The sequence below is a fragment of the Sphingomonas sp. PEI4 genome (assembly GCF_056679955.1).
Genome location: NZ_CM155258.1, coordinates 1,890,219 through 1,908,365, shown reverse-complemented (window position 1 = coordinate 1,908,365; position 18,147 = coordinate 1,890,219). Strand labels below are relative to the sequence as shown.

Here is an 18,147-nt window from a genome sequence, read left to right as displayed (position 1 = left end):
AAGCCAAAATGGCACGCACCCCTACCAAGTCGCTGTTCACAGCCGACTTGATCGTTCCCGCGATCGGCGACGCTTTCCGCAAGCTCGATCCGCGGCAGTTGATCCGCAACCCGGTGATGTTCGTCACCGCGACCGTCGCGGCGCTGATGACCGTCCTGCTCGTCGTCGGGCAGGATGGCTTAAGCACCGGCTTCAAACTCCAGCTGGTAATCTGGCTGTGGCTGACCGTGCTGTTCGGCACCTTCGCCGAAGCACTCGCCGAAGGCCGCGGCAAGGCGCAGGCCGCGTCATTGCGCGCGACCAAGGCCGAGCTGACCGCACGACGCATGAAGGGCGACCAGGTCGAGCCCGTCCCCGCGAGCATGCTTCGTTCGGGCGACGTTGTCCTGGTGACGATGGGCGACCTGATCCCGGCCGACGGCGAAGTCGTCTGGGGCGTCGCCTCGGTCAACGAAGCGGCGATCACCGGCGAAAGCGCGCCGGTGATCCGCGAGGCGGGCGGTGATCGCTCTGCCGTCACCGCGGGCACGCGCGTCATCTCCGACGAGATCCGCGTGAAGGTCACCGCCAATCCCGGCGAAGGCTTTCTCGACCGCATGATCGCACTCGTCGAGGGCGCCGAGCGGCAGAAGACGCCGAACGAGATCGCGCTCACGCTGCTGCTCGTCGGCCTGACGATCATCTTCCTGATCGCGGTCGGCACGATTCCCGGTTTTGCCAGCTATGCAGGCGGCCGCGTCCCGGTCGCGATCCTCGCGGCGCTGCTGATCACGCTGATCCCGACGACGATTGCCGCCTTGCTGTCGGCGATCGGTATCGCGGGCATGGACCGTCTGGTGCGCTTCAACGTGCTGGCGAAGTCCGGCCGTGCGGTCGAGGCGGCGGGCGATATCGACGTCCTGCTGCTCGACAAGACCGGCACGATCACGATCGGCGATCGTCAGGCGAGCGAGTTCCGCTCGGTCGGCGGCACGCGTGACGAGGACCTGGCCGAGGCGGCATTGCTCGCCAGCCTCGCCGACGAAACGCCCGAGGGCCGCTCGATCGTCGTGCTGGCGCGCGAGAAGTTCGGCGTCACGACCAATGCGTTGCCGAGCGATGCGGAAGTCATCCCGTTCACCGCGCAGACGCGGATCTCGGGCGTGATCGTCGGCGGTTCGCTGATCCAGAAGGGGGCCGTGGACTCGATCCTGAAGGCCAATCCGGGAGCAGGGGCAACCGCCGCTGCCACCGAACTGCGCCGGATCACCGACGAGATCGCCCGCGCCGGCGGCACGCCACTGGCAGTCGCACGCGACGGCCGGTTGCTCGGCGCGATCTTCCTCAAGGACGTCGTCAAGGCGGGCATCCGCGAGCGCTTCGGCGAACTCCGCGCGATGGGCATCCGCACGGTGATGATCACCGGCGATAACCCGCTTACCGCCGCCGCGATCGCGGCCGAAGCAGGCGTCGACGACTTCCTCGCGCAGGCGACACCGGAGGACAAGCTCGACCTGATCCGCAAGGAACAGCAGGGCGGGCGGCTGGTCGCGATGTGCGGCGACGGCACGAACGACGCACCGGCGCTCGCCCAGGCCGATGTCGGCGTGGCGATGAACACCGGTACGCAGGCCGCGCGCGAGGCGGGCAACATGGTCGATCTCGATAGCGATCCGACCAAGCTGATCGAGATCGTGGGCTTGGGCAAACAGCTGCTGATGACCCGCGGTGCGCTGACGACCTTCTCGGTGGCGAACGACGTCGCGAAGTATTTCGCGATCATCCCGGCGATGTTCGTCGCGCTCTATCCGGGGCTGGGCGTGCTGAACGTGATGCGGCTGGGCTCGCCCGAAAGCGCGATCCTGTCGGCGATCATCTTCAACGCGATCATCATCCCGATGCTGGTGCCGCTCGCGCTCAAGGGCGTCGCGTACAAGCCGATGGCGGCGGGCCCGCTGCTGGCCCGCAACCTCGCGGTGTACGGCCTGGGCGGCCTGATCGCGCCGTTCGTCGGGATCAAGCTCATCGACCTTCTGGTCGGTGCACTGGGGCTGGCATGATGACTCCAGCTATCCCGTCGACCCAACCCCCTCCGTCACCCCGGACCTGTTCCGGGGTCCACCGTCCCGCACACTCGTCGGCCCTTGGTTTTGCGGAACGGTGGATGCCGGAACGAGCCCGGCATGACGGAGATGAATGGGGCGCCGCCACTCACCCTACCCCCGTCACCCCAGCGAAAGCTGGGGTCTCCCTCCCCGAAGTGCGCCGTGCGCGGCACGATACCCCAGCTTTCGCTGGGGTGACGGCAGACGCGGGCGTTACGGCAGAAGGAAGCATCCAATGAACTCCGATTTTACCTCCGCCCTTCGCCCCGCGTTCGTCATGACGATCCTGTTCGCGTTGCTGCTCGGGATCGTCTATCCGCTCGCGATGACCGGGATCGGACAAGCCATCTTCCCGTCGCAAGCGAACGGCAGCCTCGTCATGGCGAACGGCAAGGCGATCGGCTCGACCGTGGTCGGGCAGGCCTTCACCACCGATCGCTATTTCCAGACGCGCCCCTCGGCCGCCGGCAAGGGCTATGACGGCCTCGCCTCGTCGGGCTCGAACCTCGGGCCGACCAGCCAGGCGCTCGTCGATCGCACCAAGGCCGATGTGGCCAAGCGCCATGCGGAAGGCGTGACTGGGCCACTCTCGGCCGATCTTGCCACCGCATCGGGTTCGGGTCTCGACCCTGATCTGTCGCCAGCCTCGGCTTACGCGCAGGTCGCCCGCGTCGCCCGCACCCGCGGCCTCTCCGCAGACCGCGTCCGCGCGCTCGTCACCGCCAACGTCGACGGCCCGCTGCTCGGCATTCTCGGCGAACCGCGCGTTAATGTCTTCGCCCTCAACCGAGCCCTGGACGCAACGGGCGCACGTTGAACGACGACACACGACCATCACCCGAGGCCCTTCTGCGACAGGCGTCGCAGGAGGGTCGCGGCCGTCTGAAGATCTTCCTCGGCGCCGCCCCCGGTGTCGGCAAAACCTACGAGATGCTCTCCGAAGGCGCGGAACGTCGCCGCGCAGGCGTCGACATCGTCATCGGCGTGGTCGAGACGCACGGCCGCGTTGAAACCGAAGCGCTGACGAGAGGCCACGAGATCGTCCCCCGGAAGGCGATCCCCTATGAGGGCCGCACGCTCGACGAAATGGACCTCGACGCGATCCTCGAACGCGCCCCCACACTCGTCCTTGTCGACGAACTCGCCCACACCAACGCCCCCGGCAGCCGTCACCCAAAACGCTATCAGGACGTCGAGGAACTGCTCGCTGCGGGCATCGACGTCTATTCGACGATCAACATCCAGCACATCGAGAGCCTCAACGACGTCGTCGCCTCGTTCACGCGCGTCCGCGTGCGTGAGACCGTCCCCGACAGCATCGTCGAGGCCGCCGAGATCGAAGTCGTCGACATCCCGCCCGACGAACTGATCGAGCGGCTGAAGGCGGGCAAGGTCTATCTCCCCCACGAGGCGACGCGAGCCCTCGCGCACTTCTTCTCCAAGTCGAACCTTTCCGCCCTGCGCGAACTCGCGCTCCGTCGTGCGGCGCAGGCGGTCGACGCGCAGATGCTCGAACACGTCCGCGCGCTCGGCGTCGGCGGCACTTGGGCGGGCGGCGAGCGGATCGTCGTCGCGATCAGCGAACTGCCCGGCGCGCTCGGCCTCGTCCGCGCCACCAAGCGGATCGCCGACGCGATGCACGCGCCCTGGACCGCGGTGTATATCGAGACACCGCGCGCGCAGACCTTCGGCGAGGCCGAGCACCGCCGACTCGCCGAGGTCTTCAACCTCGCGACGCAACTCGGCGGCGACGTCGCGACCGTCCCTGCGACGTCGGTGGTCGATGGCCTCAAGACCTTCACCGCCGAAGCGCGCGCGACGCAGCTCGTAGTCGGTAAGTCCACCCGCTCGCGCTGGTTCGAACTTTGCCACGGCTCGGTCGTCGACCAGATGGTCCGCGAGACGCCAGGGATCGCCGTCCACGTCATGCCGATGGACCCGCCCACCTCCCCGCGCGGCAAACGCACGCACACTGGCGGATGGGGCAGCAAGGCTGGTTACGCCTGGACGGCGGCGATGATCGCGGGCGTCACCGGCGTGGCGAGCGCGCTGTTCCACATCCTCAACCTCGGCAACGTCGCCTTGCTCTTTCTGCTCCCCGTGATGACCGCGGCGAGCCTGTTCGGCCTGCGCACCGGGCTGTTCGCCGGGATCGCCTCGTCGTTCGCGTACAATTTCTTCTTCTTGCCGCCGACCGGCACGCTGACGATCGCCAATCCCGAGAACGTGATCTCGATCCTCGTCCTGCTCGGCATCGCCTTCGTGACGAGCCAGCTCACCTCGCGGGTCCGCGCGCAGGCCGATATCGCGGCGGCCAGCGCCCGCACAAACGCGGCGCTCGCCGGGTTCCTCCGCCAGCTGACCTCGCTGAACGATCCGGTCGCGCTGGCGCGGGCGATCTGCGAGGAAGTCGGACGGCTGTTCGACGTGCGCGCTGTCATCCTCGTCGCGGAGGACCCTGGCCTCGTGGTTCAGGCGGCGAACGGCACGGATTACCGGCTCGAGACGATGGAGATGGCCGCCGCGCAATGGGCCTATGACAGCGGCGCGCCTGCGGGTCGCGGGTCGAGCACGCTGGCGGCGTCGGGGTGGTTCTTCCAGCCGCTGCGCTCGGGCGAGCGGACGCTGGCGGTGCTCGGGCTCGCGCGTGAGGCCGGCGGCGATCCGGTGCGGTCGGACCAGTTGCCGTTGCTGATGAGTCTCGTCGATCAGGCGTCGCTGGTGCTGGAACGCGCGCGGCTGGAAGTCGAGATGCGCGATGTCGATGCAGTGCGTGAACGCGATCGGTTGCGACAGGCGCTGCTGTCGTCGGTAAGCCACGACCTGCGCACGCCGCTGACCTCGGTGATGGCGGCGGCAGCGGAACTCCACCGCGGCGTCACGCCCGAGCTTATCGACACGATCGAAACTGAGGCAGCCCGGCTCAACCGGTTCGTCGGCAACCTCCTCGACATGGCGCGGGTCGAGGCAGGCGCGCTCCGGTTGCGTCTGGAACCGACCGACCTCACCGATGCGGTCGCCGGCGCGGTCCACGATACCAAGCGCGTGCTCGAAGGCCATGCGATCGAATTGGACGTCGCGCCCAACCTGCCACTTGTCCGCGTCGATCCGCAACTACTCCACCATTGCCTGCTCAACCTGCTCGACAATGCGGGGCGCTATGCTGACCCCGGAACGCCGATCGTGGTGCGCGCGGAGCACCGCTTCGGGATGCTCCGGCTGTCGGTGATCGACCAGGGACCCGGACTGCCACCCGGTCGCGAGAAGGAAGTGTTCGAGACGTTCCGCCGCCTCGAAGGCTCCGACCGCGCGATCGGGGGCACCGGCCTAGGGCTTGCGATCGTCAAGGCGTTCGCCGAAGCGATGGGGATGAGCGTCGAAGCCAGCAACCGCGAAGACCTGACGGGCGCACGGTTCAGCCTGTGCTTCCCCGTGGCCCTGCTCGTCCGCGACACCGATGGAGCGAACCTATGAGCGGACAGACGGTCCTGATCGTGGACGACGAACTGCACATCCGCCGCCTGTTGAAGAACACCCTCGAACGTGCGGGCTACGGTGTCGAGGAGGCGGTCGACGCGCGCGAGGCGCTGCGGATCGCGGGGAGCCGGCCGCTGACCGCGGTGCTGCTCGATCTCGGCTTGCCGGACCGCGACGGGCTGGAACTGGTGCCGCTGCTGAAGAAGCTCGGCGATCCGATCATCCTCGTCGTCTCGGCGCGCGAGGCGACCGATCAGAAAGTCGCCGCGCTAGACCTCGGGGCCGAGGATTATGTGACCAAGCCGTTCGATACCGAGGAACTGCTCGCACGCCTCCGGGTCGCGCTGCGCGGCCGCGGCGAGGCGACCTCCAAGCCGACGATCTTGCGCGCGCACGGGGTAGAGATCGACTTCGAACACCGCCTCGTCCGTCGCGGCAACGAGGAGGCGCATCTGACGCGGAAAGAGTTCGACGTGCTATCGGCGCTCGCGGCGCACCCCGGCCGCGTCGTGACTCACCAGCGCATTCTCGAAGCGGCATGGCCGACCGACCACGACCGCCGCATCGAATATCTCCGCATTGTCGTCCGTAACCTCCGCCAGAAGCTGGAAGGGACGGGGGGCGTCGGCACGGTCATCGCGAACGAACTCGGCATCGGTTACCGGCTGCTCGTCGAGGCCTGAGCGGAGAAGACAGTATGTTTCCCCAAAGGCGGGGATCCAGACTGGGCGCCCGCCTTCGCGGAAGAACAAGGAAGCGGGCGGTACGCTCACAATTTTCGCGCCAAACCGTCACTCCAGCCAGCGTCCCCCTGCCGCGCGAGGTCCCGGCTTTCGCCGGGATGACGGGGTTGCGTACTACGCAAACGCTATGGCTCCCCCCTAAAACCAATCTCGAACGCCTATGCGGCAGGCGATACCTCGAAGGTCGCATGACCGACCCCAGCCGCCTCCGCACCGACCTCAGCCTCCGCGTAAGCGGCATCCTGTCGCTCGCAATCGCGGTCACCGCGATCCACACGCTCGCTCGCCTCCACCCCCCAACCGGCGCGCTCGCATTCCTGCTCGCCACGATCGGCTTCCTCGGTGCGAGTGCCGGCGCGATGCTGGTGATCGTCGGCCACCATATCCACGACCCGGTCAGGATCAGCGCCCGCTGGCAACGCGCCGCGCGATAGGCCGCGCCCGCGGCGGGACCTGTCGACGCGCGCAGACCAAGTCACTATGCTACCGCATTGCAGCATGATGACGAGGGAGCGCTCTGCATGATCGGTCGACGCGAAGTACTGACCGCGCTAGGTCTGTTGGGTGTCCTCCCGCAGGCGGCTGCCGCGATGCGCACGCAACCCGGCAAGGCCGTGCCCTTCTCGTGGGAGGCGCTCCAGCAACGTGCCGCGACGCTCGCAACCAAGCCGTATAGCGCGCCCGCCAAGGTCGCCGCAGCCGCCGCGATCGATTACGACAAGGTCGGCAGCATCCGCTTCCGTGCGGACAAGACGCTGGCCGGCGGCATCCGCCTGTTCCCGCTCGGTCGCTATGCGCCGATGCCGGTCGCGATCAACGTCGTCGAGGGCGGGCAAGCGCGCCGCATCGACTTCTCGCGCGACCTGTTCGAGGCGGAAGAGGGCCATGCCGCCGCGCTCGGCATCGCCGGGTTCCGCGCGATGGCGCCGGGCGGGACCAGCGACTGGATGGCGTTCCAGGGCGCGTCCTATTTCCGCACCGCCGGCGCGCAGGACCAATACGGCCTGTCCGCGCGCGGTCTCGCGATCAACACCGGGCTGCCGGGCCGCGAGGAATTCCCCGACTTCACCGAATTCTGGATCGAGCGGACCGGCACCGACGCGTACACGATCTACGCGCTGATGGACGGCGCCAGCGTCACCGGCGCGTACCGCTTCCAGTCGTGGCATGTCGCGGGCGCGGGCGTCGAACAGCAGGTATCGTCCGTCCTGAATATCCGCCGCGATATCGAACGGCTCGGCGTTGCGCCTGCGACCAGCATGTTCTGGTACGGCGAAGGCAATCGCGCCGCTGCGGTCGACTGGCGCCCCGAGATCCACGACTCGGACGGCCTCGCGCTGCTCACCGGTGCGGGCGAACGCATCTGGCGCCCGCTCAACAATCCGCCGCATGACACGCTGGACAGCTTCGCGGACCAGGCACCGAAGGGCTTCGGGCTGATCCAGCGCGATCGGAATTTCGATCACTACCAGGATGACGGCGCGTTCTACGATCGCCGGCCCAACCTGTGGATCCAGCCGCAGGGCGATTGGGGCAAAGGCGCGGTGATGCTGTATGCCTTCCCGACCAACAGCGAGACTGTCGACAATGTCGTCTCGTTCTGGACCCCCGCCGCGCCGGCCAAGGCTGGCCAGCGGTTGCAGTTCGACTATACCTTGTCGTGGAAATCGACCGATCCGACTGCGGTCGCCAGCGCGGCGCATGTTGTCGATTGCTGGCAGGGCGTTGCTGGCCGACCTGGCGCGGAGCCGGTGAAGGGCGCGCGGAAACTGGTCGTGGATTTCGTCGGTGAAGGTCTGGCCGGACTCGACCGGCAGAGCGGCGTCACCGCCAAGATCGACGTCGTCCGCGGCAAGGTGCTCGCGAACGCGGCCTATCCGGTCGTCGGCCAGAAGAACCGCTGGCGTGTCACCGCCGACGTCGAACCCGAGGTTCGGGGCCCTGCCGACGTCCGGTTGTTCCTCACGCGCGGCGGTCGCGCACTCAGCGAGACCGTCCTGACGTCGATCTTCTGATGCCGCTGCTCCCCGCCATGATGCCCGGCGAGACGCCGATCGCGATGCCGGCTCAGCGGTTCGATGGCCCCCCGCCGCCGTGGTCCGCGCCGGAACCGGGGCCGGGCCAGGCGGTGTCGTCGGACGACATGCTCGCGCGCCGGATCATCCTGGTGCTGATGACCGGCCTTCTCGCGACCGCCGCGTCGTCGGCGGTACAGGAATCGCTGATGGCCGACGGGCTGAGCCTGTGGGACGCGTTGCTGTTGATGCTGTTCTTCCCGCTGTTCGCGTGGATCGCGTTCGGCTTCATGAACGCGGCAATCGGCTTCGTGCTGCTGATGACCGGCGGCCATCCGGGGTTCGTCCCCACGCCGCGCCAGTCCGAACCGCTCGAAGGCCGCACTGCGATCCTGATGCCGGTCCATAACGAAGACATCGACGCGGTGTTCGAGCGGATCGCCTGGATGGCGCGCGCGATCGCCGCGGCCGGGGTCGCCGACCGCTTCGATATCTTCATCCTGAGCGATTCGGGCGAAGCGGCGGAAGCGACCGAGGTCGCGGCGTGGCAGGCCCTCGCGCCGACGCTCGACTGCGCGCTCTATTACCGCCGCCGGACCGTAAACGTAGGCCGCAAGCCGGGCAACGTCGCGGAATGGATCCGGCGGTTCGGCGGCGGCTATCGCTACATGCTGATGCTCGACGCGGACAGCCTGATGGGCGGCAACACGATCATCGGCATGGCGCAGGTGCTCGAACGGCGGCCCGCGGTGGCGCTGCTCCAGACGGTGCCTGCGGTGATCAACGGCGTGACGTTCTTCCAGCGCTGGATGCAGTTCGCCAGCCGCCTCTACGGCCCGATCTCGACCGCGGGCCTCGTCTGGTGGTCTGGCTCGGAGGCGACCTTCTGGGGCCACAATGCGCTGATCCGGATCGAGGCGTTCGCGAGCAGTTGCGGTTTGCCCGACCTTCCGGGCCGCGCGCCGTTCGGCGGCGTCATCATGAGCCACGACATGGTCGAGGCGGCGCTGCTGCGCCGACGCGGCTGGCGCGTGCACATGCTGATGACCGAGGAGACGTTCGAGGAATATCCGCCGACTCTGATCGACGCGGCGGTGCGCGATCGGCGTTGGGCGCAGGGAAATATCCAGCATCTGAGCCTGCTCGGATCGTCGGGATTCCACTGGGTCAGCCGGCTGCAACTGCTGATGGGGGCGTCGGCGTTCATCACCTCGCCGGTGTGGCTGCTGATGATCGTCACGAGCGTCGTGCAGGCGCTGATCGGCGAGCGCAACATCGTCGAAGCGCAGACGTCTCTCGAAGTGCTGGTTGTCACGTTGTTGCTCTTGTTCGGGCCGAAGCTGTTGAGCGTGATCTGGGCGGTCTCGAATGCCGAACGACGCGCGGGGTTCGGCGGGCGGCGCGGGATCGTGCGGTCGGTACTGATCGACGTACCGTTCTCGATGCTGTCAGCGCCGGTGATCGCGCTGACGCAGACGATCGACCTCGCCGGGATCCTGATGGGGCGGAAGTCCGGATGGGCACCGCAGAACCGGGACGCACATGAACTGTCCCTCGCGGACGTGATGCCGCGGTATCGCTGGCATGTCGGGGTGGGGGTGGCACTGTTGCTGGTGACGCCGTTCGCGCCGATCACCGCAGCGTGGCTCGCGCCGGTGACTCTGGGGCTGCTGCTCAGTCCGTTCCTGACCATGCTGACCGCGAGCGAGAAGGCGGGGCGGTGGGCGCTGTCGCACGGCATGTTCGTCGAGCCCGGCGAGCATGTGTCCGTGCTCTCGCGACCGTCGCTGCCGGCGCATAGCGGCTAGCCCAACGTGCCCCGTCATGCCGGGCTCGTTCCGGCATCCACGGTTCCGCGTTCTCAATAGTTGGCGAACGTGCGGAACGGTGGACCCCGGAACAGGTCCGGGGTGACGGATTACGCCCGGTGCCCGCTCAGCTCCGCGCCGGCATCCACCGCGAACCGTCGGTTCCAGATCGTCGCCGACGCCGACACCACGGTCACCACCAGGAACGCGAGCGTGAAGTCCGCCAGCGCCGGCCGCGTCGCCCCCGTGCCCAGCATCCCGACATGCAGCGACGCCGCCCCCACGCAGATGCCGAGCGACAGCATCAACTGCTGGAACGTCGCGTAGAAGCTCGTAGCGCTGCTCATCCGCGACGACGGGATCTCGTCATACGCGATCGTGTTGTAGGCCGAGAACTGGAACGACATGAAGAATCCCGAGATCATCAACACGCCGAAGATCACCGGGATCGGCCAGTCGGGGCGGAACAGTCCGGCCACCGCATAACCCGAACTCGCGCAGAGGCCACCGACGATCAGGCTGTTGCGGAACCCGAAGCGGCGCAGCACGCGCGGTGCGAGGCTCTTCATCATCAACGACCCGATCGCGCCGGCAATCGTGATCGCGCCGCTCGCCGCCGCGGTCATCCCGAAGCCCAATTGGAGCATCATCGGCAACAGGAACGGTTGCGCGCCCTGCGTGATGCGGGTCAGCGATCCGCCGATCACCGACAGCCGGAAGGTCGGGATCCGCATCAACGACAGGTCGAGGATCGGATCGCTGCGATGCTTGGCATGGCGGATGTAGAACCCGCCTGCGATCAGCCCGACGACGATCAGCCCGATCGCCCGCGACAATTCGCCTGTCCGGCTGGTCATCTCGAACCCGAACAACAGGCAACCGAGCGACACGCCCGACAGGATGAAGCCCGGCACGTCGAACTTGGCGGGTTTGTCTTCGCGCACCTCGCCGATGTAGCGCGTTACCAGCACGACGCCGAGCAGCCCGATCGGGACGTTCAGGTAGAAGATCCAGCGCCAGTCGAGATAGGTGACGATCGCCCCGCCGACCGGCGGCCCTAGGATCGGGCCGATCAGCGCGGGCATGATCAGCCACGACATCGCCTGGACCATGTCCTCCTTGGCGACGCTGCGGAGCAGGACGAGGCGGCCGATCGGGATCATCATCGCGCCGCCCAGCCCTTGCAGGAAGCGCGCGAACATCATGAACGGCAGGCTGGTCGCCCGGCCGCACAGCATCGATCCGCCGACGAAGATAATGATCGCCGCGCGGAAGATCGTGCGCGAGCCGAACCGGTCCGCGAGCCGTCCGCTGGCCGGGATGAAGATCGCGAGCGCCAGCAGGTACGAGGTCAGCGCCGAACTCATGCTCGTCGCCGGCACGCCGAAATCGCGCGCCATCGTCGGCAGCGCGGTTGCGAGCACGGTCGAGTCCATCTGTTCCATGAACAGTGCGCAGGCGATGATCAGCGCAGTGACGCGGTAGTTGCTCGGTGTGTGAACTGGCGCGTTCGCATCTTTGGCTACTCTCGCGATGGTGTCGGCGGCGGGCATGATGCCGTCGCGGATTTCGCTGTTGATCGACGCCAGCCCGCGGCGACGCAGCCTCACGTCTGCCACCCCCCACCAAGCGCCCTGAAGACGTCGACCTGGCGATCGACCAGCAGCGCGTCGGATGTGGCGAGGTTGGCTTGCGCGGTGGTCAGCGCGGCCTGTGCGGTCAGCAGCGACAGGAAATCGGTGCGGCCGAACCGGTACAGCGTCCCGGCCTGATCTGCGGCGCGCGCGGCGCTGGACTGGGCACGGCGGAGCGCGGCGTTCCGGTCGCCTTCACGCGCATAGGCAGAGAGCGCGGTCTCGGTCTGGCGCAAGGCTTCCAGCGTCGTCGAATCGAACTGCGCGAGCGCCTGGTCCGCCGCCGCGCCCGCTTGCGCGATCTGTGCGCGGATGACCGGGCGGTTGGGGAAGCTCCAGCTGATCAATGGCCCAAGCCCCAAGTGGAACGCATTGCTCGAACCGAGCGAGGATACCGGGCCGGTCAACCCCGCCGACCCGCCAAGGCTGACCTGCGGATAGAGGTTGGCGGTCGCGACGCCGATCCGTGCGGTCGCGGCGGCGAGCGTGCGTTCGGCGGCGCGAATATCCGGGCGACGGAGGATCAAGGCGCTGCCGTCGCCGATCGGCAACGGGCGGGTGAGTGCTGGTGGCTTCGCGCACGTCGCGACGTCCCGCGGATAATCGGCGGGTGTGCGGCCCATCAGCGTTGCGAGGCGGTATAGCGCGGCAGTGCGCGTCGCGATCTGCGACGGGATCAACGCTTCGCTCTGGTCGACTGCCGTCCTCGCCCGGGTAACGTCGAACGCGGTGCCGCGACCGCCGCGTTGCAGGCGCTGCGTGACGGTCAGCGTCTGGCGTTGCAGCGCGAGGATACGGTTGTTCGCAGCCAGCACGGAGTTGGCGGTGCAGGCGGTGGCGTAGCTGCGCGCGGTCTCCGCGGCGACGGTCACGCGGACATTGTCGCGCGCGGCGGCGACCGCCTCGGCATCGCCCTGTGCGGCTTCGATCGCGCGGCGGATGCGGCCGGACAGGTCGAGCGGGTAGGCGAGCGTGATGCCAAGGTTGTAGTCGAGCGTACCCGGCAGGTTGCCGCCGGTCGTGTAGGGCCGATCGAGCGACGTCCCGCCGCCCAGCGCCGTGGACAGCGTGCGTCCCGCGGCGACTTCGGCGACGACTGCGTCGGCGCGGCGCAGGTTCGCGTCGGCGGCGCGCAGGTCGGTGTTGGCGGCGAGCGCCTCGGTGACGAAGCCGTCGAGGCGGGGGTCGCCGTAGAGTTGCCACCAGTGATCGGGGAGGGGGGTGTCAGCGAACGCCTTCTCGTTGCCGCTGTCGAATGAGCCTTGGGCGGAGGGGCGGTTGACGACGGCCGACTCAGGGAGGGCGTAGTTCGGGCCGGCGGTCGTGCACGCGGCGAGGGCAAGCGAGGCGATGACCGTTGCGATACCGCGGCGACCGACGCGAGCAGTGCCCACTCTTCCATCATCCTGACGAAAGTCAGGACCCAGAGCCACGTAGGACGTCGCTTGTAACCCTGGGTCCTGACTTTCGTCAGGATGACGGCGGGGGGTGGGGCGGATGGAGGCGCGCATCATGCCGTCGTCCCCGGTGCGACCCGCGGCTCAATCGTCACCGTCGCAGTCCGGCCGACGATCAGTTGCACTCCCTTAGGCACGCTGGTCAGCTTCACCCGCACCGGAATACGCTGCGCCAGCCGCACCCAGTTGAAGGTCGGATTCACATTGGGCAGCAAATTGGTCGTGTTGGTCCGCTCGCTGTCGTTGATCCCCGCGGCGATGCTGTCGACGCGACCGTGCAGCGCCTGCGGTTCGCCCATCAGGTGGACGATCACCGGATCGCCGAGATGGATGCTGCCGAGCTTGGTCTCCTCGAAATATCCCTCGACGCGGAGCGAATCGGTGTCGACCAGCGCCATCGCCTGCGCGCCCGTCGCGATATAGTCGCCGGGGTGGAGATCGAGGTTGGTGACGATCCCATGCACCGTCGCGCGCACCGTCGTCCGCGCGAGGTTCAGCGCCGCGGTCGAGCGTGCGCTCTGCGCCTGCGCGAGCGCCGCCGACGCGGTGGCGACGCGCGCGACGTTCTGCTCGTGCGTCTCCTTCGCGACCAGATCGCCAAGCGCCAGATCGCGCTGCGCCTCTCGCCGCGCCTGCAACAGCGTCGCGCGCGCGCTCGCGATCGACGCATCCGACTGCGCCAGCGTCAGCTGGAAGCGTGGGCGATCGACGACGAACAGGACGTCGCCGGGCTTCACCGCCTGGTTGTCATGCACCGCGACCCGCGTCACCAGGCCAGCGACGTCGGGCGTCACGCGGACGATATCGGCGCGGATATGCCCGTCGCGCGTCCACGGATCGGTCTCGTACCGCTTCCACAACCACAGCGCGACCAGCACCGCGAGCGCGACGATGACGATCGTGACGGCCGACCGACCCAGCGGGGCGAACAGCGATTTGAAACGGGAAGACGTCATGCGGAAGGTCCGGTCAGCAGGGCGAGCAGCCCGAGGATTAGGAAGAACAATGCGAGGTCGACGAGCGGCCGATACGTCACCAGGCGGTAGGCACCGGCGAAGGCGAGCAGCCGTGTGGCGACGCCGGTGAGAAGCACGGCGGCGACCGCGAGCAGCAGGATGCTGGGCAGATACACGCCGCCGATCGAGATTTCGCCGGTCATGCCGCCACTCCGGAAACGGGCCCATATGCTGGTGCCGAAGGAAAGAGGTTGCGACGCAGCGAGGTCAACGCGAGCACGCCCGTACGGTGACGCTCGGGCGTGCTCTCGGCGAAGCGGGTCATCGCCGCGTCGATCCCGGCAAGCAGGTCGGGCTCGGGCGGCGCGGGCTCGTTGGGACGCAGCGCACGGTAATGCGCGCCGATGCCGCGCAGTACAGGCGTGATCATCATGGCCTCGTCGGCCGTGCCGTCCAGCCGCATCTGCCGCAGCTCGCCGACCGCGACCCCGACACGCAGGTCGGTCAGCGCATCGAGCAGCGGCTTGCCCGGATCCTCTCCCTGTGCTGCGAGCCGCGGCGCGAGCAGGCCGATCCGGTCGAGCATGCGGGCAATCCAGCCTGCGGCGTCGGGACGGCCCGGCGAGTCGCTCCGCGCCGCCAGTTCGCGCCACCCCGCGCGGATCAGCCGCCGCGCGCTGGTGTCCGCGCCGATCGTCTGGAACAGGCCGACCGTGACGACTGCGAACAACGTGCCGACCAATTGCGAGATGCCGCCGTTCAGGAACGTATCGAACCCGCCGCCATAGCGGTCGTTCAACCCGACCGTGTTCAGGCCGCCGAGCAACGCGCCGAGCGTCACCAGCAAGGTCGAAGGGCGCGCGAGGAACATGCCCCCGATCAGCATCGGCGGCGCGAGCACGGCGGCCAACGTCACGAAATCGGTCACTCGCGGCAGGATCGTGAAGGCGTACACGGCCGAGATGACGAGGCCGATGATGGTGCCGTAGAAGAATGCCATGATCGCCGGCGCGGGGTTGTCGCTGTTGCCGAACAGCGCGCAGCACACGCCCGCGATCAGCACCGCGCCCGCACCGTCGCTCCAGCCGGTGCCGATCCAGAACGCGCAGCCGAGCAGGATTGTCGTGACGGTGCCCGCCGCCGCCCGCAGCGCGATGCCGCGGTCACGGTGGAGCGGTCGCCGCGCGGTCCGGGCCAGCAGCCGGGCGACCGCCGGGGTTATCGCGGTTCGCGACGGCGAGCGCATCTGATCGCGCAGGTCGCGCGCGTTGCGGTGCGCGTCGACCAGTTCGCCCAGGCGTGCGAGCAGGCTCAGGCGCAGCGCGTCGCGCCAGATAAGCGTAGTAGCGACCGGCGGCTCGAGCGCCTTTGCGCGGGCGATGAGTGCATCGGCGGTCGCGCCCCGTCGCTCGACTGCAGGCGGATCGCGCAGCCATTCGCGCACGTCCTCGATCAGTGCGAGTGCCTCGGGGCGGGGGGCGTCGGCGCCGCGGGTCAGCTCGACGATCCGGTCGTCGACCGCGCTCGCCAGCGGCAGCAGCATCGACAGTTCCGCTTGCAGGGCGCGCAAGGTCCTGACGCGTGGAAGAAGCCGTGCGGTATCGAACGGCAGGTGGATGGAGAGCTGATGCAGTTCGTTGATATCCAGCGCGAGCCGGCGCCGGTCGCGGTCGAGCTTGGTATCGGACGCGCCGGCAAGCGAATCGCGCGACCAGCGTTCGGCATCCGCCAGGATCGCGTCGATCCGTCCGAGCAACGCCGCGGTCACCGTCTGCGGGAAGACGAAGCCGTGGATCAGGCTGCCGCAGAGGATCCCGATCGTGATCTCCTGCACGCGCAACGCCGCGGTCGTGAAGATCGCGCCCGGTGCCGCCACCGATGGGAAGCCGATGATGCTCGCGGTATAGCCGGCCAGCAGGAAGACGTACGCGCGGGGGGTGCGATCGAGCAGCGAGATGTACAGGCACACGCCGAGCCACAAGGCGAGCCCCAGCGACAGGAGTTCGGGCGCGTTGACCAGGTTCGGCACTAGCACGACCGCGGCTATTGCGCCGAGCACCGTGCCCGCGACCCGAAACACCGCTTTCGACAGCACCGCGCCCGCCAATGGCTGGGCAACGATGTACGACGTCGTCACCGCCCAATACGGCCGCGTCAGCCCGATCCTGAGCGCAATGTAATAGGCGAGCAACGCCGCGATCAGGCATTTGACCGAGAAGAGCGCTTCCTTTGCGCCGAATTTTGCAAGGATCATCGCCTGTGATCCGCCGCGAACCGCGCACCGAGCCGTTCGGCAACGCGCAGCGCGGTGGCGAGGTCGTCGTCGGACACGTCGTCCAGCATCGCCGCCCGCAAGCTCGCGAATTTCGCCTCGATCGTGGTCACGAGCGCGCGGCCGTGATCGGTCAGGCGGATGCGGCTGACGCGCGCGTCCTGCGGATCGCGCTGGCGCTCGACGAGGTTGGCGGCGGCCATCTGGTCGATCGAGCGGACCAGCGACGCCTGGGTGACGTCGAGTTCGCTGGCGAGATCGGTCTGGCGGACGTCTTCGCCGAGCCGCCCAACCTGGACGAGCGCCCAGCCGGTCGACGCGGAGACGTTCATGTCGCTCAGCGCACGATCCGCCGCCCGCCGCCACATTCTCGCAAGCGGCAAGAGGGTGCGGGCGTAGGATGATTCGAGGACGGCGCGAGGGGATGTCATTAGCGTGCTAAGTAATGACGTTTGCTTATGCTGCAATGCGGAATCGGTTCATGACGGAAAAGTTAGGGAGAGCTTGAACTTGGCCATGCTGCGCCGCCCGTGGCCGAAGGAGCGGGATAGTCGAAACCGCCCGTCATCCTGACTTTCATCAGGATGACGGGTGCGTGGTGGCCCCTACTCGACCGCCAGGATCACATGGCTCGCCTTGATCAACGCCAATGCGCGCGTCCCCACCTGCAAGTCGAGTGCCTCCGCACTCTCCTTCGTCAACGTCGCGGTCAGCGTCTTGCCGACCGTCAGTTCCAGCGTCACTTCGCTGGAGATCGCGCCGTCCTCCCGCGCGATCACCGTCCCCGCCAGCGTGTTGCGTGCCGACGTCCGCAAGCTCTCGTCACCGCGCGCGAGGATCACGAAGCTCGACTTGATCAGCGCGAGCGCGGTCGCGCCCGGCACCAGCCCGAGATCCTCTGCACTGCCGCGCGTGATCGTCGCGACGATCTCGACCCCTTCGGCGACGGCCAGCGTAACCTCGGCATCGATCGTCCCCGGCGTTACGCGCGACACCGTGCCGCGCAACACGTTGCGTGCGCTCGTCTTCATCCCGATTCCCCATAGCAAAGGCTTCAGCGACAGTCCGTTCGACACGCTCGCCTCGATCCGCGCCATCGCGCTGGCAAGTTCGGCTTCGGCGACCGCGTAACCGTCGAGCACGGCCACGCCCGCCTCCGTGATCGGGCTCGCGCCGCCGTCCTTGCCGCCCGCGACTGGGAGCACGAGCGGGCGGTCGAACAGATTGTTCATCACCTGCACCGCATCCCACGCCGCCTTGTAGCTCAACCCGACGGCCTTCGCCGCACTGGTGATCGAGCCACCGTCGCGGATCGCGCGGAGCAGTGCGATCCGGTTGGCGCCGACGCGACCGGCCTGGTCTTTGGCGAGCAGGATCGTGGCGTGGAGGGCGGGGTCCGTCATCCCCGCGTCATACTCACTGCTTGATGCGGAAGGTAAGCCCGATCGTGCGCGGGTCGCTCGGCGTGGCGAGGATCAGCCCGGAGTTGCGCCTGGAACACGGCGAGTTCCCAGCCCCGTTTCGAGCGGAAGCCGATGCTGCCGTTGACGATCGTATAGCCATCGATGACCGTGAACGCCGAGCCGGAGGAGTCGCGGAACGGGCGTGTCCGCGTGTTCGAATCGACGCGCATACCACCCCGGCGAAGGCCGGGGCCCAATTGGGGGACGACGCTTGGCGGGCGTCGCATGTCGTTCGCCG

At 68.0% G+C, this 18,147-nt stretch carries 15 protein-coding genes; 7 read left to right on the top strand and 8 right to left on the bottom strand.

Features of this window, described 5'->3' with window-relative positions; all coding sequences use genetic code 11:
* Positions 1 to 8 precede the first annotated feature (8 nt).
* From kdpB to mdoH, 7 genes are all read left to right on the top strand, one after another.
* Positions 9 to 2,039, top strand: a complete 2,031-nt coding sequence (gene kdpB, locus AC1MLZ_RS08690) for a potassium-transporting ATPase subunit KdpB (protein ID WP_480961291.1) — start codon at positions 9 to 11, stop codon at positions 2,037 to 2,039.
* Positions 2,040 to 2,319: 280 nt separating this feature from the next.
* Positions 2,320 to 2,901, top strand: coding sequence for a potassium-transporting ATPase subunit KdpC (gene kdpC / locus AC1MLZ_RS08685; protein WP_480961290.1), 582 nt, complete (start codon positions 2,320 to 2,322; stop codon positions 2,899 to 2,901).
* On the top strand, positions 2,898 to 5,558 hold the full coding sequence (locus tag AC1MLZ_RS08680; protein ID WP_480961289.1) for a DUF4118 domain-containing protein: 2,661 nt from the start codon (positions 2,898 to 2,900) through the stop codon (positions 5,556 to 5,558). The genes kdpC and AC1MLZ_RS08680 overlap by 4 nt, the downstream gene beginning before the upstream one ends.
* Complete coding sequence (locus AC1MLZ_RS08675) at positions 5,555 to 6,244, top strand: response regulator transcription factor (RefSeq protein ID WP_480961288.1); 690 nt, start codon at positions 5,555 to 5,557, stop codon at positions 6,242 to 6,244. The genes AC1MLZ_RS08680 and AC1MLZ_RS08675 overlap by 4 nt, the downstream gene beginning before the upstream one ends.
* A gap of 248 nt (positions 6,245 to 6,492) precedes the next feature.
* A complete protein-coding gene (locus AC1MLZ_RS08670; protein ID WP_480961287.1) occupies positions 6,493 to 6,738 on the top strand; it encodes a hypothetical protein in 246 nt (81 codons plus the stop codon).
* A gap of 87 nt (positions 6,739 to 6,825) precedes the next feature.
* Entirely contained in the window at positions 6,826 to 8,319 is a 1,494-nt protein-coding gene (locus tag AC1MLZ_RS08665) for an OpgD/OpgG family glucan biosynthesis protein (RefSeq protein ID WP_480961286.1), read from the top strand.
* A complete protein-coding gene (mdoH, locus tag AC1MLZ_RS08660) occupies positions 8,319 to 10,127 on the top strand; it encodes a glucans biosynthesis glucosyltransferase MdoH (protein WP_480961285.1) in 1,809 nt (602 codons plus the stop codon). The genes AC1MLZ_RS08665 and mdoH overlap by 1 nt, the downstream gene beginning before the upstream one ends.
* A 110-nt stretch (positions 10,128 to 10,237) precedes the next feature.
* On the opposite strand, the gene AC1MLZ_RS08655 is transcribed toward mdoH, so the two are convergent.
* From AC1MLZ_RS08655 to AC1MLZ_RS08620, 8 genes are all read right to left on the bottom strand, one after another.
* On the bottom strand, positions 10,238 to 11,737 hold the full coding sequence (locus AC1MLZ_RS08655; RefSeq protein ID WP_480961507.1) for a DHA2 family efflux MFS transporter permease subunit: 1,500 nt from the start codon (positions 11,735 to 11,737) through the stop codon (positions 10,238 to 10,240).
* Positions 11,734 to 13,155, bottom strand: coding sequence for an efflux transporter outer membrane subunit (locus tag AC1MLZ_RS08650; RefSeq protein ID WP_480961284.1), 1,422 nt, complete (start codon positions 13,153 to 13,155; stop codon positions 11,734 to 11,736). Before AC1MLZ_RS08650 ends, AC1MLZ_RS08655 begins: the two co-directional genes overlap by 4 nt.
* Positions 13,156 to 13,271: 116 nt before the next feature.
* On the bottom strand, positions 13,272 to 14,174 hold the full coding sequence (locus AC1MLZ_RS08645; RefSeq protein WP_480961283.1) for an efflux RND transporter periplasmic adaptor subunit: 903 nt from the start codon (positions 14,172 to 14,174) through the stop codon (positions 13,272 to 13,274).
* Complete coding sequence (locus tag AC1MLZ_RS08640) at positions 14,171 to 14,377, bottom strand: DUF1656 domain-containing protein (protein WP_480961282.1); 207 nt, start codon at positions 14,375 to 14,377, stop codon at positions 14,171 to 14,173. Before AC1MLZ_RS08640 ends, AC1MLZ_RS08645 begins: the two co-directional genes overlap by 4 nt.
* Entirely contained in the window at positions 14,374 to 16,428 is a 2,055-nt protein-coding gene (locus AC1MLZ_RS08635) for an FUSC family protein (protein ID WP_480961281.1), read from the bottom strand. The genes AC1MLZ_RS08640 and AC1MLZ_RS08635 overlap by 4 nt, the downstream gene beginning before the upstream one ends.
* The gene (locus tag AC1MLZ_RS08630; protein ID WP_480961280.1) at positions 16,425 to 16,877 is read right to left on the bottom strand and encodes a MarR family winged helix-turn-helix transcriptional regulator; all 453 of its coding nucleotides are present in this window, start codon (positions 16,875 to 16,877) and stop codon (positions 16,425 to 16,427) included. The genes AC1MLZ_RS08635 and AC1MLZ_RS08630 overlap by 4 nt, the downstream gene beginning before the upstream one ends.
* Positions 16,878 to 17,051: 174 nt before the next feature.
* Positions 17,052 to 17,849, bottom strand: a complete 798-nt coding sequence (locus AC1MLZ_RS08625; protein WP_480961279.1) for a TOBE domain-containing protein — start codon at positions 17,847 to 17,849, stop codon at positions 17,052 to 17,054.
* Positions 17,846 to 18,079, bottom strand: coding sequence for a hypothetical protein (locus AC1MLZ_RS08620; RefSeq protein WP_480961278.1), 234 nt, complete (start codon positions 18,077 to 18,079; stop codon positions 17,846 to 17,848). Before AC1MLZ_RS08620 ends, AC1MLZ_RS08625 begins: the two co-directional genes overlap by 4 nt.
* Between the last annotated feature and the right edge of the window lie 68 nt (positions 18,080 to 18,147).

Coding starts and splice junctions, on each gene's coding strand:
- kdpC (WP_480961290.1), top strand. CDS start 2,320: ATGAACTCCGATTTTACCTCCGCCCTTCGCCCCGCGTTCGTCATGACG.
- AC1MLZ_RS08645 (WP_480961283.1), bottom strand. CDS start 14,174: ATGACGTCTTCCCGTTTCAAATCGCTGTTCGCCCCGCTGGGTCGGTCG.
- AC1MLZ_RS08640 (WP_480961282.1), bottom strand. CDS start 14,377: ATGACCGGCGAAATCTCGATCGGCGGCGTGTATCTGCCCAGCATCCTG.
- AC1MLZ_RS08675 (WP_480961288.1), top strand. CDS start 5,555: ATGAGCGGACAGACGGTCCTGATCGTGGACGACGAACTGCACATCCGC.
- AC1MLZ_RS08670 (WP_480961287.1), top strand. CDS start 6,493: ATGACCGACCCCAGCCGCCTCCGCACCGACCTCAGCCTCCGCGTAAGC.
- AC1MLZ_RS08665 (WP_480961286.1), top strand. CDS start 6,826: ATGATCGGTCGACGCGAAGTACTGACCGCGCTAGGTCTGTTGGGTGTC.
- AC1MLZ_RS08625 (WP_480961279.1), bottom strand. CDS start 17,849: ATGACGGACCCCGCCCTCCACGCCACGATCCTGCTCGCCAAAGACCAG.
- mdoH (WP_480961285.1), top strand. CDS start 8,319: ATGCCGCTGCTCCCCGCCATGATGCCCGGCGAGACGCCGATCGCGATG.
- kdpB (WP_480961291.1), top strand. CDS start 9: ATGGCACGCACCCCTACCAAGTCGCTGTTCACAGCCGACTTGATCGTT.
- AC1MLZ_RS08620 (WP_480961278.1), bottom strand. CDS start 18,079: ATGCGCGTCGATTCGAACACGCGGACACGCCCGTTCCGCGACTCCTCC.
- AC1MLZ_RS08635 (WP_480961281.1), bottom strand. CDS start 16,428: ATGATCCTTGCAAAATTCGGCGCAAAGGAAGCGCTCTTCTCGGTCAAA.
- AC1MLZ_RS08630 (WP_480961280.1), bottom strand. CDS start 16,877: ATGACATCCCCTCGCGCCGTCCTCGAATCATCCTACGCCCGCACCCTC.